Source organism: Streptomyces katrae, from assembly GCF_002028425.1.
Classification (GTDB): domain Bacteria; phylum Actinomycetota; class Actinomycetes; order Streptomycetales; family Streptomycetaceae; genus Streptomyces; species Streptomyces katrae_A.
On the sequence record NZ_CP020042.1, the window covers coordinates 1,319,986 to 1,335,033 of the forward strand.

The 15,048-nt window shown below is 73.0% G+C and carries 15 protein-coding genes and 1 pseudogene; 10 read left to right on the plus strand and 6 right to left on the minus strand.

Annotated features, from left to right (window positions below):
* The first annotated feature begins 262 nt into the window (after positions 1 to 262).
* Positions 263 to 922 (plus strand): class I SAM-dependent methyltransferase, encoded by a 660-nt coding sequence (locus B4U46_RS05965; RefSeq protein ID WP_079424709.1) that lies wholly within the window; start codon positions 263 to 265, stop codon positions 920 to 922.
* Positions 923 to 995: 73 nt separating this feature from the next.
* A pseudogene (locus B4U46_RS05970) lies at positions 996 to 1,975 on the plus strand (IS5 family transposase).
* 48 nt (positions 1,976 to 2,023) lie between these two features.
* On the opposite strand, the gene B4U46_RS05975 reads toward B4U46_RS05970, so the two are convergent.
* On the minus strand, positions 2,024 to 2,491 hold the full coding sequence (locus tag B4U46_RS05975) for a ricin-type beta-trefoil lectin domain protein (protein WP_079424711.1): 468 nt from the start codon (positions 2,489 to 2,491) through the stop codon (positions 2,024 to 2,026).
* Positions 2,492 to 2,844: 353 nt separating this feature from the next.
* Positions 2,845 to 3,273 (minus strand): GNAT family N-acetyltransferase, encoded by a 429-nt coding sequence (locus B4U46_RS05980; protein ID WP_079424712.1) that lies wholly within the window; start codon positions 3,271 to 3,273, stop codon positions 2,845 to 2,847.
* A gap of 241 nt (positions 3,274 to 3,514) precedes the next feature.
* Here B4U46_RS05980 and B4U46_RS05985 point away from each other — a divergent pair, with 241 nt between their 5' ends.
* From B4U46_RS05985 to mug, 5 genes are all read left to right on the plus strand, one after another.
* Positions 3,515 to 4,855: a hemolysin family protein gene (locus tag B4U46_RS05985; RefSeq protein ID WP_079424714.1), complete on the plus strand. Its 1,341-nt coding sequence runs from the start codon at positions 3,515 to 3,517 to the stop codon at positions 4,853 to 4,855.
* The gene (locus B4U46_RS05990; protein WP_079424716.1) at positions 4,852 to 5,871 is read left to right on the plus strand and encodes a hemolysin family protein; all 1,020 of its coding nucleotides are present in this window, start codon (positions 4,852 to 4,854) and stop codon (positions 5,869 to 5,871) included. The genes B4U46_RS05985 and B4U46_RS05990 overlap by 4 nt, the downstream gene beginning before the upstream one ends.
* 71 nt (positions 5,872 to 5,942) lie before the next feature.
* Positions 5,943 to 6,725, plus strand: coding sequence for an SGNH/GDSL hydrolase family protein (locus tag B4U46_RS05995; protein WP_079424718.1), 783 nt, complete (start codon positions 5,943 to 5,945; stop codon positions 6,723 to 6,725).
* A 71-nt stretch (positions 6,726 to 6,796) separates the two neighbouring features.
* Complete coding sequence (gene purB / locus B4U46_RS06000; RefSeq protein WP_079424719.1) at positions 6,797 to 8,230, plus strand: adenylosuccinate lyase; 1,434 nt, start codon at positions 6,797 to 6,799, stop codon at positions 8,228 to 8,230.
* Positions 8,227 to 8,775: a G/U mismatch-specific DNA glycosylase gene (gene mug, locus B4U46_RS06005; RefSeq protein ID WP_079431589.1), complete on the plus strand. Its 549-nt coding sequence runs from the start codon at positions 8,227 to 8,229 to the stop codon at positions 8,773 to 8,775. The genes purB and mug overlap by 4 nt, the downstream gene beginning before the upstream one ends.
* Positions 8,776 to 8,788: 13 nt before the next feature.
* Here mug and B4U46_RS06010 read toward each other — a convergent pair whose 3' ends face one another.
* From B4U46_RS06010 to B4U46_RS06020, 3 genes are read right to left on the minus strand one after another with little or no spacing between them, the layout of a single operon-like run.
* Positions 8,789 to 9,226 (minus strand): hypothetical protein, encoded by a 438-nt coding sequence (locus B4U46_RS06010; protein ID WP_079424721.1) that lies wholly within the window; start codon positions 9,224 to 9,226, stop codon positions 8,789 to 8,791.
* Between the two features lie 40 nt (positions 9,227 to 9,266).
* The gene (locus tag B4U46_RS06015; RefSeq protein WP_079424723.1) at positions 9,267 to 10,016 is read right to left on the minus strand and encodes an ABC transporter permease; all 750 of its coding nucleotides are present in this window, start codon (positions 10,014 to 10,016) and stop codon (positions 9,267 to 9,269) included.
* Between the two features lie 26 nt (positions 10,017 to 10,042).
* Positions 10,043 to 10,954: an ABC transporter ATP-binding protein gene (locus B4U46_RS06020; protein WP_079424725.1), complete on the minus strand. Its 912-nt coding sequence runs from the start codon at positions 10,952 to 10,954 to the stop codon at positions 10,043 to 10,045.
* A gap of 108 nt (positions 10,955 to 11,062) precedes the next feature.
* Between B4U46_RS06020 and B4U46_RS06025 the strand changes: the two genes are divergently transcribed.
* From B4U46_RS06025 to B4U46_RS06035, 3 genes are all read left to right on the plus strand, one after another.
* On the plus strand, positions 11,063 to 12,244 hold the full coding sequence (locus B4U46_RS06025) for a sensor histidine kinase (protein ID WP_079424726.1): 1,182 nt from the start codon (positions 11,063 to 11,065) through the stop codon (positions 12,242 to 12,244).
* Between the two features lie 4 nt (positions 12,245 to 12,248).
* The gene (locus tag B4U46_RS06030; RefSeq protein ID WP_079424728.1) at positions 12,249 to 12,899 is read left to right on the plus strand and encodes a response regulator; all 651 of its coding nucleotides are present in this window, start codon (positions 12,249 to 12,251) and stop codon (positions 12,897 to 12,899) included.
* A 76-nt stretch (positions 12,900 to 12,975) separates the two neighbouring features.
* Positions 12,976 to 14,127, plus strand: a complete 1,152-nt coding sequence (locus B4U46_RS06035) for an ROK family transcriptional regulator (RefSeq protein WP_079424729.1) — start codon at positions 12,976 to 12,978, stop codon at positions 14,125 to 14,127.
* A 162-nt stretch (positions 14,128 to 14,289) separates the two neighbouring features.
* Here the strand turns inward: B4U46_RS06035 and B4U46_RS06040 are convergent, their stop codons facing one another.
* Positions 14,290 to 15,042: a GntR family transcriptional regulator gene (locus B4U46_RS06040; protein ID WP_079424731.1), complete on the minus strand. Its 753-nt coding sequence runs from the start codon at positions 15,040 to 15,042 to the stop codon at positions 14,290 to 14,292.
* Positions 15,043 to 15,048 lie beyond the last annotated feature (6 nt).

A 15,048-nucleotide genomic window follows, 5' to 3' on the forward strand; every position in this document is an offset into this window, starting at 1 on the left:
GGGCCTGGCGGAGCCCCTGCCCGGGGACCCCGGCCCCGGACATGGCCGCCTGGGCCGGCCCGAGGGACGGACGCCCCGGGGCCTCGCGGGGCGTTCGTGCCCGGGGTCCCGGGCGCGGGCGGGCCGGCCGTGCGGCCGCGGAGTGCGGCACGCGCGGGCCGGGCGGTTTCGCGGCCCGGCGGGGCGGGGAACAGGCCGGGAGGGCACATGTGCGCCCGTGTGTCCGCCCGCCAGCCCCCGACGCGCGCCCGGAGGCCGTCCCATGCCCGCCCACGCCCCCGATCCGGTCCACCACCCCTGCTTCGCCCGGTTCTACGCCCGCGCCAGCACCGCCGCCGAGACCCGCGCCGGAATCGGGGCGCTGCGCGAGGAACTGCTGCGGGGGGTGTCCGGCCGCGTCATCGAGATCGGGGCCGGCAACGGCCTGAACTTCGCGCACTACCCCCGCACGGTCTCCGAGGTCGTCGCGGTCGAGCCGGAGCGCACGCTGCGCCGGCTCGCAGCGGCCGCCGCCCTGCGTGCCGAGGTGCCGGTGGACCTGGTACCGGGTGTCGCCGAGGCCCTGCCGGTCAAGAGCGAGGCCTTCGACGCCGCCGTCGCCTCGCTGGTGCTGTGCACCGTACGGAACCTGCCGCGCGCCCTCAGCGAACTGCACCGGGTCCTGCGCCCCGGCGCCGAGCTGCGGTTCCTGGAGCACGGGATCGCCCCCGGGCCCGGGATGGCCTCGGTGCAGCGGGCGCTGGACAGGACGGTGTGGCCCCGCCTGTTCGGAGGGTGCCACACCGCCCGCGACCCGCTCGCCGCGATCGAGGCGGCCGGGTTCCGGATCACCGCGCACCGCTCCTTCCGGCTACCGGAGCGCGGCCCGTCCCTCCCGACCTCGTACTGCGTCATCGGCTCGGCCCGCCGCTCGGACGACTAGGGCCTGTGTGATGTCGTGATCAGTTGCTGGGTTCTGCCCTCTTCGTGGAGCGGAACCCGGTAGGACTGTGGCCGTGACGCGTAGGCAACTGACCGATGCCCAGTGGAAGTTCATCGAGCCGTACCTGCCGATCGGCAGGTACGGACCGTACCCCGAGCGACTGCGGGAACAGTTCGAAGGGGTGATCTGGCGGTTCCGGTCCAGTGCCCAGTGGCGGGAGATGCCCGCTGAGTTCGGGCCCTGGGCCACCGTCTACGGGCGCTTCCGCGTCTGGCGGGACGCCGGCGTCTTCTCCGCCCTGCTGGAAGGCCTGATCGCCGCAGCGGCCCGCACCGGGAGAACGGACTTGTCGCTGGTCAGCGTGGACTCCACCACGGTCCGCGCCCACCACGACGCCGCCGGGATGCGTATCGGCGAGGACCTCATGGAGGCCCTGGAAGAGGCTGCGCGCGAGCAGGAGGAGGCCCGGAAAAAAGGGGCGGACCGGAGGAACAGAACGGACAGGCCGAGCGCCGGCGCGTCCGGCTCAGACGCAAGCTCCGCATGAAGGAAGCCCTGCTCGGCAGGTCCCGCGGTGGACTGACGACCAAGATTCATCTCGCCGCGGACCGGCAATGCCGTCCGCTCGCGTTCGTCCTGACCGTCGGACAGGCCGCCGACAGCCCTCAGTTCATCCCTGTGCTGGGCAAGGTGCGGGTCCGGCTGCCCGTCGGCCGCCCCCGCACCAGACCCGGCGCGGTCGCCGCGGACAAGGCCTACTCATCCCGCGGCAACCGCACCTACCTGCGCAAACGCAACATCAAGGCAGTCATCCCGGAGAAGAAGGACCAGGCCGCCAACCGGAAGAAGAAGGGCGCAAGGGGCGGCCGGCCCGTCAGCCACGACGCCGGCCTCTACAAAGAGCGGAACACCGTCGAACGCCTGATCAACAAGCTGAAGGCCTGGCGAGGCATCGCCACCCGCTACGACAAGGCGCCCCAGAGCTACCTCGCCGGCCTCCACCTCCGCGCCACAATGATCTGGATCGACGACCTCCTGAAGACCGCCGACTGATCACAACATCACACAGGCCCTAGGGCCTGTCTGACAATTCGCGCCGGATCAGCCCTGGGCCAGGCTGATCTGGTCGTTGAAGACCACCCACTTCTGCCCCTGGTCGGCCTGGTCGCAGGGCTTCGTGGCGACGCTGGGGTTCCCCCAGGCGTTGGCGAGGCAGTAGGCGGGGGCGAAGGTGAGGGAGATCCCCTGGCCCGAGACGTTCCAGTACTGGCCCTGGTCGTTGGGGTTGCACGGCTTCGTGCTCACCTGCGTGCTGTTCCAGGTGTTGGCCAGACAGTAGGCGCGGGCGCCGGCGAGGGAGATCTGGTTGCCGGAGACGGTCCACTGCTGGCCCTGGTCGTTGGCGTCGCAGGGCTTCGAGGAGATGTTCGGGGTCCCCCAGGCGTTGGCGAGGCAGTACCGGCCGGGGACGGCGGCCTGCTGGACGGCGCCCGCCCCACCGGCCGGGAGCAGGGAGGCCGTCAGGGCCAGGGCGGCGAGGGCGACGGTCTTGCGGAAGGAGATTCCCATGATGCGGATTCCATTCTCGAAGGCAGGCCGGAGCGGTGGGCACACGACCGGAATGAGGGTGGTTCGGCGCGGATCCGAGCGCAGGGAAATTGATATCAGCGATCACCCGACGGTTGACGAAATCCGCCCGCCCTGCCACCCGAACCGCCCAGTCCCCGGATCATCCGATGATCGCCGATCATGGCTCCCATCTGGGATTCCTTTTCGTCACGCCCCCGACCTGCGACGTCCCACCCGCCGAAACGTTCCGGATATCCGGCTCCCCCATAATCCCGACGCCCGGATGCGAGCGATATCGAGCCAATATCCCCAGAATAAACGGTCAGGCATTGTGGAATGTGGCCGAAAATCCCTTACGCGCCGGCCAGCGGCTTGACCCACCGGGTCCAGACCTCCTCCGGGTGGTAGCCGGCCGCGTCCCACGCGCCGTGGGCCTGCTCGTTCCCGTCGAGCACCATCGCGTCGGCGCGCCGGCCGCCCAACTCCACGAACCGGGCCTCGGCGGCGGCCAGTAGCGCCGACCCGATCCCCCGCCGGCGGTGGGCCGGGTGGACCGCGAGGCGGTACAGGTGGCAGCGCCAGCCGTCGAACCCCGCGATCACGGTGCCGACGAGCTCCCCGTCGCGCCAGGCGAGCAGCAGGGCCTGCGGGTCGCGGGCGTGCAGCCGCTCGATCCCGGCCAGGTCGTCGCTGATGCTCGTGCCCTTGGCGGCGGTCTTCCAGAAATCCAGTACGGCGGGCAGGTCCGCGGCGGACGCCGGCCCGAGATGAAGATCGTCCATGCGGCGATCCCACCACCCGCGCACCCTGGGCCAAAAGGAGGAGCCATCGCCTTTGCCTTTCCTTTACCATGTGGTCAGGGTCCCTGCCGGACCCCGGCCCCCGGACCCCCGTCCGAGCCCTCCCGACCGAAAGGTGTGAGCGTCCGCCCATGGGCGAGCCTCCCAGTACCCGGCATTCCGCAACGCGACATCGCGCGGTACCCCTCCCCCTGGCCGATCATGGGACGGAGGTGATCGACCGATGACCGAAGTGCTCCTGCTCGTCGTGGCACTGCTGCTCTGCGTTGCCTGTGGGGTCTTCGTCGCCGCCGAGTTCTCGCTGACCACCGTCGAGCGCAGCGAGCTCGAACGGGCCGTCGAGCGCGGCGAGCGCGGCGCGGACAGCGCCCTGGCCGCCGTCCGCAGCCTGACCTTCCAGCTCTCCGGCGCCCAGCTCGGCATCACCGTGACCGGCCTGGTCATCGGCATGATCTCCAAGCCTTCGATCGCCGCCCTGCTCGCGGGCCCCTTCAAGGCCGTGGGCCTGTCGGCAGCGGCCGCTTCCTCCACCGCCCTGGTGCTCGGCACCGTCCTGTCGACGGTGGTGCTGATGGTCGTCGGCGAGCTGGTCCCCAAGAACTGGGCGATCTCCTCCCCCCTGGCCGTCGCCAAGCGCGTGGCGACCATGCAGCGGGTGTTCAGCCGCGCCTTCAAGCCGCTGATCAGCCACCTCAACACCACCGCCAACCACCTGGTCCGGCGGCTGGGCCTGGAGCCCGCCGAGGAGCTCGCCTCGGCGCGCAGCCCCGAGGAGCTGGTGGCCCTGGCCCGGCACTCCGCCAAGGCGGGCGCGCTGGAGAAGGACACGGCCGAGCTGTTCGTGCGGACCCTGAACCTGGCCGACCTGACCGCCGAGAACGTGATGACCCCGCGCGTGCAGGTCACCGCCCTGGACGTGCAGACCACCGCCGAGGACGTGGCCAACGCGACCATGGCCACCGGCCTGTCCCGCTTCCCCGTCTACCGGGGCAGCCTCGACACCGTCGTCGGCACGGTCCACATCAAGGACGTCCTGGCCCTGCCCGCCGAGGAGCGCCACCGCCACCCGGTGTCGCAGCTGCTGCGCGAGCCGCTCCTGGTACCGGAGTCGCTGACCGTCGACCGGCTGCTGGACCGGCTGTCCGGCAGGCAGACGATGGCCGTCGTGATCGACGAGTACGGCGGCACGGCCGGTGTGGCCACCCTGGAGGACATCGTCGAGGAGGTCGTCGGCGAGGTGCGCGACGAGCACGACCCGCATGAGACCTCCGACCTCGCCCCGGCCGGCACGGACGAGTCCGGCCGCGCTCTGTACTCGGCCGACGGCGCCGCCCGCACCGACCAGCTCCGGCGGATCGGCCTGCGGGTGCCCGAGGGCCCGTACGAGACCCTGGCCGGGCTGATAGCCGCCGAGCTGGGCCGGATCCCGGCCGTCGGCGACCGGCTGGAACTGGACGGCTGGCGGCTGGACGTGGTCGACGCGAGCGGTCGCCGCGCCGCCCGCGTCCTGCTCCACGCGCCGACCGAGACGCCCGGCGACGAGGCCCCGGAGGGGGAGCGATGACCGCGATCCAGCTGCTGATCGGCCTGGCGACCCTGGTCGTCAACGCCTTCTTCGTCGGCGCGGAGTTCGCGCTGATCTCGGTCCGGCGCAGCCAGATCGAGCCGTCCGCCGAACAGGGCGACCGGCGGGCCCGTGCGGTCGTCTGGGGCCTGGAGCACGTGTCGGCGCTGATGGCTGCGGCCCAGCTGGGCATCACGCTGTGCACCCTGGTGCTGGGCGTGGTGGCCGAGCCGGCCATCGCGCACCTGCTGAGCCCGCTGCTCGACGCCGTCGGGGTCCCCTCCGGGGTGACCCACGCGATCTCCTTCGTGATCGCGCTGGCCCTGGCCACCTACCTGCACATGCTCTTCGGCGAGATGGTGCCCAAGAACGTGGCGCTGGCCGAGCCGGTGCGCACCGCCCTGCTGCTGGGGCCGCCGCTGGTGGCCATGACCCACGCGCTCAAGCCGGTGATCTTCGCGATCAACGCCTTCGCCAACACCCTGCTGAGGCTGCTGCGGGTGGACGCGAAGGGCGAGGTCGCGGCCACGTTCTCGGACGACGAGCTGGCCCGGATGGTGAAGGACTCCAGCGACGCCGGGCTGATCGACGACCGGGCGAGCGAGCGGCTGCACGACGCCCTGGAGCTGGGGCGGCGTCCGGTCGCCGATGTGGTGCTGCCCGTGGACCGGGTGGTCACGGCCCGGCAGGGCATCACCGCCGCCGGGCTGGAAGGGCTGTCGGCCGAGTCGGGCTACTCCCGCTTCCCGGTCGTCGACGGGCAGCGGCGGATCCTGGGCTACCTGCACGTCAAGGACGCCCTGGACGTGGTGGAGCGGGCCGAGCCCTTCCCGGTGTCCGCACTGCGGCCGATCGCCCAGGTGCGGGCGGAGACCCCGCTGGACGACGTGCTGACCGCCATGCGGGCCAGCCGTACCCACCTGGCGGCGGTCCTGGGGGCGGACGGGGCCATGACGGGGCTGGTGACGATGGAGGACGTGCTGCGCGAGCTGTTCGGCAAGCCGGCCTCCGCTTAGCCCCGCCGGCCCGGGCGCTGCGGTGCCCGGCCCGGCGGGGCCGGGGTACCGCGCGGTAGCATCGCTGCGCCATGGGGATGAATGTGTCTTACACCAGTTTCGTCGCGGTCGGCGACTCCTTCACCGAGGGCATGTCCGACCTGCTTCCGGACGGCTCCTACCGGGGCTGGGCCGATGTCCTGGCCGCCCGGCTGGCGGCCCGCGAGCCGGGCTTCCGCTACGCCAACCTCGCGGTGCGCGGGAAGCTGATCGGGCAGATCGCCGAGGACCAGGCGCCCGCCGCCGCGGCGATGGGCGCGGACGTGGTGACCCTGGTCGGCGGCCTGAACGACGCCCTGCGGCCGAAGGTGGACATGGGGCGGGTCCGGGGCCACCTGGAGGCCGCCGTGGAGGTGCTGGCGCCCTCCTGCGGGCGCCTGGTCCTGATGCGCTCGCCGGGCCGGCACGGTCCGGTGATGGAACGCTTCCGGCCGCGCATGGAGGAGCTCTTCGGCATCCTCGAGGAGCTGGCCGCTCGCCACGGGGCGCTGCTGGTGGACCTGTACGGGGCGCCCGTGCTCGGGGACCCGCGCCTGTGGGACGCCGACCGGCTGCACCTGACGGCCGAGGGGCACCGCCGGGTCGCGGAGGCCGTCTGGCAGGCCCTGGGCCTGCCCGCCGAGGACGACTGGACGGCGGCCCTGCCGCCCGCCTCCGCCCCCGGCTGGGGCGTGCGGCGCACCGAGGACCTGCGCTTCGCGAAGCGGCACCTGCTGCCCTGGATCGGCCGGCGGCTGACGGGACGCTCCTCGGGCGACGGCCGCCCCCCGAAGCGGCCGGAGCTTCTGCCATACCCGGCCTCCCCGCTCTTGTAGCAAGCCACAATTGCGGGCGGTGCCCCCACCTGCGTAAACGCACAGCTCGAGCCCCAGTAGAATCCCTACACGTGACAGCCAAGCCCCGCATCCCCAATGTCCTGGCCGGCCGCTACGCCTCCGCGGAGCTCGCCGTCCTGTGGTCCCCCGAGTACAAGGTGACGCTGGAGCGGCGGCTGTGGCTCGCCGTCCTGCGCGCCCAGAAGGACCTCGGCATCGAGGTCCCGGACGCCGCCCTCGCCGACTACGAGCGCGTCCTGGAGACCGTCGACCTCGGCTCCATCGCCGAGCGCGAGAAGGTCACCCGGCACGACGTGAAGGCCCGGATCGAGGAGTTCAACGCCCTCGCCGGCCACGAGCACGTGCACAAGGGCATGACCTCCCGCGACCTCACCGAGAACGTCGAGCAGCTGCAGATCCGGCTCTCGCTGGAGCTGGCCCGCGACCGCACCGTCGCCGTGCTGGCGCGTCTGGGCAAGCTCGCCGGCGAGCACGCCGAGCTGGTCATGGCCGGCCGCTCCCACAACGTGGCCGCGCAGGCCACCACCCTCGGCAAGCGCTTCGCGACCGCCGCCGACGAGCTGCTGGTGGCCTACGACCGCCTGGAGAACCTGCTCGAGCGCTACCCGCTGCGCGGGATCAAGGGCCCGGTCGGCACCGCCCAGGACATGCTCGACCTGCTCGGCGGGGACGCCGCCAAGCTGGCCGACCTGGAGCAGCGCATCGCCGCACACCTCGGCTTCTCCCAGGCCTTCACCTCGGTCGGCCAGGTCTACCCCCGTTCCCTCGACTACGACGTGGTCACCGCCCTGGTGCAGCTGGCCGCCGCCCCGTCGTCGATCGCCAAGACGATCCGCCTGATGGCCGGCCACGAGCTGGTCACCGAGGGCTTCAAGCCCGGCCAGGTCGGCTCCTCCGCGATGCCGCACAAGATGAACACCCGCTCCTGCGAGCGCGTGAACGGCCTGATGGTCATCCTGCGCGGCTACGCCTCGATGACGGGCGAGCTGGCCGGCGACCAGTGGAACGAGGGCGACGTCTCCTGCTCCGTCGTCCGCCGGGTGGCCCTGCCGGACGCCTTCTTCGCCTTCGACGGCCTGCTGGAGACCTTCCTGACGGTCCTCGACGAGTTCGGTGCCTTCCCGGCCGTCGTGGCCCGCGAGCTGGACCGCTACCTGCCGTTCCTCGCGACCACCAAGGTGCTGATGGGCGCGGTGCGGGCCGGCGTGGGCCGCGAGGCCGCCCACGAGGTCATCAAGGAGCACGCCGTCGCCTCCGCCCTGGCCATGCGCGAGCAGGGCGCCGAGCGCAACGAGCTCCTCGACAAGCTCGCGGCCGACGAGCGGATGCCGCTGGACCGCGCGCAGCTGGACGCCCTGATGGCCGACAAGCTGTCCTTCACGGGCGCTGCGGGCGACCAGGTCGCGAGCGTGGTCTCCCGTATCGAGGCCATCGCCAAGGAGCACCCGGAAGCCGCCGGTTACGCCCCCGGGTCGATCCTCTGACCCCCGACGAGCTCGAAGCCGCCCGCGACCGCGTCCTCCCGGATGTGGTCGCGGGCGGTCTGCGTGTGCTGTTCTGCGGTATCAATCCGGGCCTCCTCTCCGCCGCGACGGGCCACCACTTCGCCCGCCCCGGCAACCGTTTCTGGCCGGTCCTGCACCTGTCCGGCTTCACCCCCCGCCTGCTGGCCCCCGCCGAGCAGGAGGAACTGCTCGCCTACCGCCTGGGCATCACCAACGTCGTCGCCCGGGCCACCGCCCGCGCCGACGAGCTGAGCGCCGAGGAGTTCCGCGAGGGCGGCCGGATCCTGACGGCGAAGGTGGAACGGCTGCGCCCGCAGTGGCTGGCCGTGGTCGGCATCACCGCCTACCGCACCGCGTTCCACGAACCGAGGGCCGTCATCGGCCCCCAGGAGCGCACCATCGGCACGACCCGGATCTGGGCCCTTCCCAATCCGAGCGGGCTCAACGCCCACTGGACCGCGGCCTCCATGGCCGAGGAGTTCGCCCGGCTCCGCGAGGCCTCGCAGGACCCCTCCGGCTCCTGAGCCCCGCCCCCGGCTACGGCGGGTCGACGACGGTGACCCCCGCCGTCAGCAGGAAGGGCAGCTCCTTGTCCCACTGCGTCACGCACACCAGCAGCCACCGGTCCTCGGCCCGCCACAGGTGCACGTGGTCGGTGCTGCCGCAGAGGTCCTGCCAGGGCTCGGGTATCTCCTCCCCGTCGAACTGCCGGTAGAGCAGCGAGTCCAGCGCGAAGACCTGCGGCGCTCCCCACCGGTCGGTGAGGGCCTGGACCAGCGCCCCGTACTCGGCGTTGATCTGGTCGGCGGCCTCCTCCCGGCCGGACCCGTCGTCCTCCCAGAAGTCCCGGGTCCGGCTGAGCCCGACGAGGTGGTGGCCCGGGCCGCCGCCGTACTCACCGGACGCCTCCCTGCCGGCCGGGAATGCCCTCGCCCGGAGCCGGTCGATCGTGTCGAGGTGCTCTGCCGTGGTCATGCCGTCAGTATCGCGGTGGCCACTGACAACTGGCCCTGCGTCAAGCCGCCCTGCGTCGCACCGCCAGCCAGCCGCCGGCCAGTGCGGCACCGGCCCACAGGGTGAGCACGCCCAGCCCGCTCCACGGCCCGAGGTGTCCCCCCGCCTGGCTGTGCATCACCAGCTGTCCGGCCCGGTCCGGAAGGAACTCGGCCACGCCGCCGGTGGCCGCGCCGACGATGAAGGACACCATCAGGAAGAGGGGTATGAGCAGGCTCAACACGAGCGCTCCGCTGCGGAGCAGGGCCGTCAGTCCGGCCGCGAACAGGGCGATCAGGGTGAGGTAGAGGCCGCTGCCGACGATGGCGCGGTAGCTGCCGGGATCGCCGAGGTGGAGGGCGTACGGGCCCATGGCGGCCTGGCCCGCGACGAAGGTGAGGACGCCGGTGACCTGGCCCACGAGGAGGGCGAGTCCGCCGATCACGGCCATCTTCGACAGGTAGAAGCGGGTCCGGTTCGGCACGGCCGCCAACGAGGTGCGCAGGGCGCCGTTGTGGAACTCGGCGGACAGGGCGGTGGTGCCGAAGGCCATGGCGGCGATCTGGCCCCAGAAGATGCCGTAGTAGGCGGCGAAGAGGGGGTCCTCCCCCAGGGCGCCGCCCTCGGCCTGGCCTATTGCGGCGGCGGTCAGTGTCTGGATGCCGACCGTTGAGGCGAGGATCATGATCAGCGCGGTGAAGCTGCCGCGCAGGGAGCGTATCTTGATCCATTCCGAGTACAGGACGGGGCGGGTGGGCAGAGCGGTGCTCATGGCGGGGCCTCCTTCGGTGCGGGGGTTCAGCGGGTGGCGGCGAACTGGGCGTGTTCTGCGGTCAGGTCGAGGTAGGCCTGCTCCAGTGAGGCCCGCTCGTCGGTGAGTTCGAGCACGGGGACGCCCTCACGGGCGGCCAGCCGGCCGAGCTGCTCGGCCTGTATGCCCTCGACGGTCAAGCGCCCGCCGTCGGCGTCGGCCAGCTCGAACCCCTCCCGGGCCAGGGCCGTCCGCAGCCGGGCCGGTTCGGAGGTGCGCAGCCGCACCCGCGGGGTGCTGCGGGCGTCGATGAACTCCTCCATCGACGTGTCGGCCAGCAGCCGGCCGCGGCCGAGGACGATCAGGTGGTCGGCGAAGGCCGCGGTCTCCGACATCAGGTGGCTGGAGACCAGGACGGTGCGGCCGTCATCGGCCAGCTCGCGCAGCAGCTCGCGGATCCAGACGATGCCCTCCGGGTCGAGGCCGTTGGTGGGCTCGTCCAGGAGCAGGACCTCCGGGTCGCCGAGCAGGGCCGAGGCGATGCCCAGGCGCTGGCGCATGCCGAGGGAGAAGGACTTGACCCGCCGGCCGGCCACCGAGGCGATACCGGTCTGCTCCATGACCGCCCGCACCCGGTCCGCCGGGATCCCGCCGGCCGCCGCGAGCATGCGCAGGTGGTCCCGCGCGGTGCGCCCTCCGTGCGCCGCCTGGGCGTCGAGGAGCGCCCCGACCCGGCGCAGCGGGTCCCGGAGGTCCTGGTAGCGCTCTCCGCCGATGGTGGCCGTGCCCGAGGTCGGGCGGTCCAGACCGAGCAGCAGGCGCATCGTGGTCGACTTCCCGGCGCCGTTGGGTCCGAGGAAGCCGGTGACCCGCCCGGGCAGGACATCGAAGGTGAGGTGGTCCACGGCCGGGGAAGCGCCGTAGGCCTTGGTCAGTTCGCGGAACTCGATGCTGTTCATGCCTCAAGGCTCGCCGTCGGCCCCCGCCCCCTCCCTCCCCCATGCGAGGGTCCCGTCTCCCCCGTACGGGGGAGACGCCCGGTGATCGGGCGCTGCGACGATGGGGGCATGTACCGACTCCTGCGCGCTCCGTTCCAACCAGTGACGTACTCCCGCTGGTTGCACCTGTGCGTACCCGTGCTGCTGCTGGCCGTATGGCTGTTCATAGACCCCGGGAAACCGTGGATGCCGCTGCTGATCGTCGTGCCCTTCGGCTTCGTGCCCTGGGTCCGGATGGCCGAAGGGCTCCAGGCACGGTTCCTGCTCGCCCCGTACGAGCGGGACGGCGCCGACGGCACCATAAGCGCGGAGCCGTCCGCGCGCTGGGCCGATCGCTGGCGGACGCTGCTGTGGCTGGAGACCCGGATGCTCTTCGCCGCGGTCGCCCTGGGCGCCACGGTCTGGCTGCCGGTCATCACCCTCGACCTGATCGCCCTGGCCTGCGGACGCGGGCCGAGCAAGGAGCTGGAGTGGATCCTGCCGGACACGACCGCCCCGTGGGTGGCGGTGGCCTTGGCGCCCCTGCCGCTGGTCCTGCTGGTGGTGGTCGTGTTCCTGCTCGGCGAGCTGATCACCCTGGTGGCGGGCCGGCTGCTGGGCCCGTCGGCCGCCGAGCGGCTCAGTGCGCTGGAGGCCCGTACGGAACAGCTGTTGGAACGGACCCGGATCGCGCGGGAGCTGCACGACTCCATCGGGCACGCGCTGACGGTGGCGGTGGTGCAGGCGGGGGCCGCGCGGGCCGCCGGTGACCCGGAGTTCACCGACCGCGCGCTGAACGCGATCGAGGAGACGGGCCGGGCCGCGCTGGAGGATCTGGAGCGGGTGCTGCTGGTGCTGCGGGAGTCGGCGCAGCCGGCCTCGCAGCGGCCGACCCTGGCCGAGGCGGACCGCCTGCTGGAGTCGGCCCGGGCCTCGGGGGCTGCGGTGGAGGCCGAACTGTCGGGTGCGCTGGAGGAGTTGCCCGGCCCCGTCACCCGGGAGGGGTACCGGATCCTGCAGGAGGCGCTCACGAACGTGCTGCGGCACTGCGGGCCCGTCCCGGTCCGCGTCCGGGTCGAGACGACCGGGGGCCGGCTGGAGCTGGAGGTGACGAACCCCCTGCCGGAGGGCCCCTGCGTCAGCACGGGCGGGGGAAGCGGACTCCGCGGGATGCGGGAGCGGGCGTCGCTGCTCGGCGGCGAAGCCGAAACCGGCCCCCACAAGGGGGTCTGGCGGGTGCGCGCGAGGCTTCCGCTGGAGCGAATACGCTGACCGGATGCCGGTTACCGTACTGCTCGTCGACGACGAACCCCTGGTGCGCGCGGGTCTGCGCGCGGTCCTGGACTCCCAGCCCGACATCGAGGTGGTGGGGGAGGCGGCCGACGGGGCGTCCGTCATCCCCCTCGTCCGCCAACTGCGCCCGGACGTGGTGGCGATGGACGTGCGGATGCCGCTGCTCGACGGGATCGAGGCGACCCGGGCGGTCCTGCGGTCGGTGGACTCGCCGCCGAAGATCATCGTGGTGACGACCTTCGAGAACGACGAGTACGTCTACCAGGCGCTGCGCGCAGGGGCCGACGGTTTCCTGCTGAAGCGGGCGCGGCCCGCGGAGATCGTGCACGCGGTGCGGCTGGTGGCGGAGGGGGAGACGCTGCTGTTCCCGGCGGCGGTGCGGTCCCTCGCCGCCGAGTACGGCAACCGGCAGGCCCGCGCCGTCCTGGAGCGGGCGGCGCTGACCGAGCGGGAAGAGGCGGTCCTGCGGCTCATGGCGCGCGGCCTGACCAATGTGGAGATCGCCCGCGAGCTGATCGTCGGCACGGAGACGGTCAAGTCGCACGTCAGCGCCATCCTGGGCAAGCTGGGGGCCCGTGACCGCACCCAGGCGGTGATCACCGCGTACGAGTCCGGGTTCGTCTCGCCGGCGTGAGGGGGCCGCTTCTCGCCGCGACGGCGGGGGCGCAGTACGATCCGGCTGACAGGGCCGCTAGCTGGGAGGACACACGTTGGGGCAGCTGACCGGCGGGGATCCCTCTCTGCTCAGGCGGATCAATTCGGCCGTGGTGCTGCGCGCGCTACGCGCTGCCGAATCGCCGACGCTCACCGACCTGACCCGGGTGACCGGGCTCTCCCGGCCGACGGTCGAGGGGGTGGTGGAGGGTCTGATGGGCGCCGGCCTGGTGGTCGAGGCCGACGCGGAGGAAGGCGCGCGACGCCAGGGACGGCCGGCGAGACGGTTCCGGTTCCGGGCCGAGGCCGGCCATCTGCTCGGCATCGAGATCGGCTCGCACCGGATCGCGGTACTGCTGTCCGGCCTCGACGGCCGGGTGATCGGGGCCGGGACGAAGGACGTGGCCGAGACCGCGTCGGCCGACGAGCGGCTGGAGCGGGTCAGGGTGGCGGTGGCCGATCTGCTGCGCCGGGCCGGCATCCCGCGCGACTCGCTGCGGGCGGTCGGAGTCGGCAGTCCGGGCATCGTGGAGGCCGACGGCACCGTCCGCCTGGGTACGGCGCTGCCCGGCTGGACCGGGCTGCCCCTCGGGGAGCGGCTGCGGCGCTCCTTCCGCTGTCCGGTCCGGGTGGAGAACGACGCCAACGCGGCGGCCGTCGCCGAACACTGGAAGGGTGCGGCGCGGGACACCGACGACATGGTGTTCGTGATGGCCGGCCTCAGCCCGGGCGCGGGCTCCCTCATCGGCGGCCGGCTGCACCGCGGCTTCGGCGGTGCGGCGGGCGAGATCGGCGCACTGCACCTGCTGGGACGGGAAGCCAGCCCGGAGCGGCTGCTGTCGACGACGGGCGAACCGCTGCATCCGCTGGACGAGCCGGCGGTCGCCGAGGTCTTCGCGATGGCCAAGCGGGGCGACGAGCAGGCGGTGGCCGCGGTGGAACGGTTCCTCCAGCGGCTGGTGCACGACGTGGCGGCGCTGGTGCTGGCGATGGATCCGGAGCTGGTGGTGGTCGGCGGGTGGGCCGCCGGACTGGACGGGGTGCTCGAACCGCTGCGGCGGGAGCTGGAGAGGTACTGCCTGCGGCCGCCGCGGGTGGCGTTGTCGCTGCTGGGTGAGGCCGCCGTGGCCACGGGGGCGCTGCGGCTCGCGCTGGACCATGTGGAGCGCGAGCTGTTCGCGGTGGAGAGGACCGTCACCGCCAGGTGACTCCGCCAGGGGGCGGGGGCGGTGCCGCCTCGCCCTGCGGCCCCGCCCCCGCCCCGCTCTGTCACCGTTTCCGCCTCAAGAGCCGGCGGGGCGGAAGGGCCCCGGACTCCTGCGGCTACCGCTGAAAGGGCCCCGCGCGGGGCTGCATACCGCCCCGCGGCTTCAGGAGGCGGCGCGGGTCTCCGTGATCTCCATGCCGGAGTCGCCGAAGGTGAGGCGGCAGGTGTCGGCGCGGTAGGTGGCCACCGAGACGGCGGCCGTGCCCTCCGCGGTGAAGTAGCGGGTGGTGACCACGAGTACCGGGGCGCCCGGCAGCCGGTCCAGTTCCTTGGCGTCGTCGGCGCGGGCGGAGCCCAGCTCGACCGACCGGTCCTGCCCGTCCAGGGCGAGCCGCTGGAGTTCCCGCAGGACGGCGCGCGCCCGCGCGGGCCCGGCGAGGGCGTCGATGGCGGACAGCCCGGGTACGGAAGCGGCGGGCACGTACAGCAGTTCGGCCGCTACGGCCTGGCCCTGGGTGACGCGGGTCCGGCGCACCGTGTGGACCGCCTGGCCGTCGTCGGTGCCGAGCAGCGCGAGGACCGCGCCGGCCGGGACGGCCTCGACGGCGTCCACGGCCTCCCAGCCGTCGGCGCCCTCGCCCGGCCAGCCCTGCCCCGTGCTGCCGACGGCCACGCCCACGCGCGGCGGGGCGACGGTCGTGCCGACCCCGCGGCGGCGCTGCAGGCGGCCTTCGAGTTCGAGCTGCTCCAGGGCCTGCCGCAGGGTGGCGCGGGCGACTCCGAAGCGCGCGGCGAGCTCACGCTCGTTGGGCAGGACCTCGCCGACCGCGAAGTCCCGGTCCAGCGCTTCGCTGAGCACGGTCTTGAGGTGCCAGTACTTCGGCTCCGGTACCGATTCGAGCTGCGTGGTCCCCACCCTGAC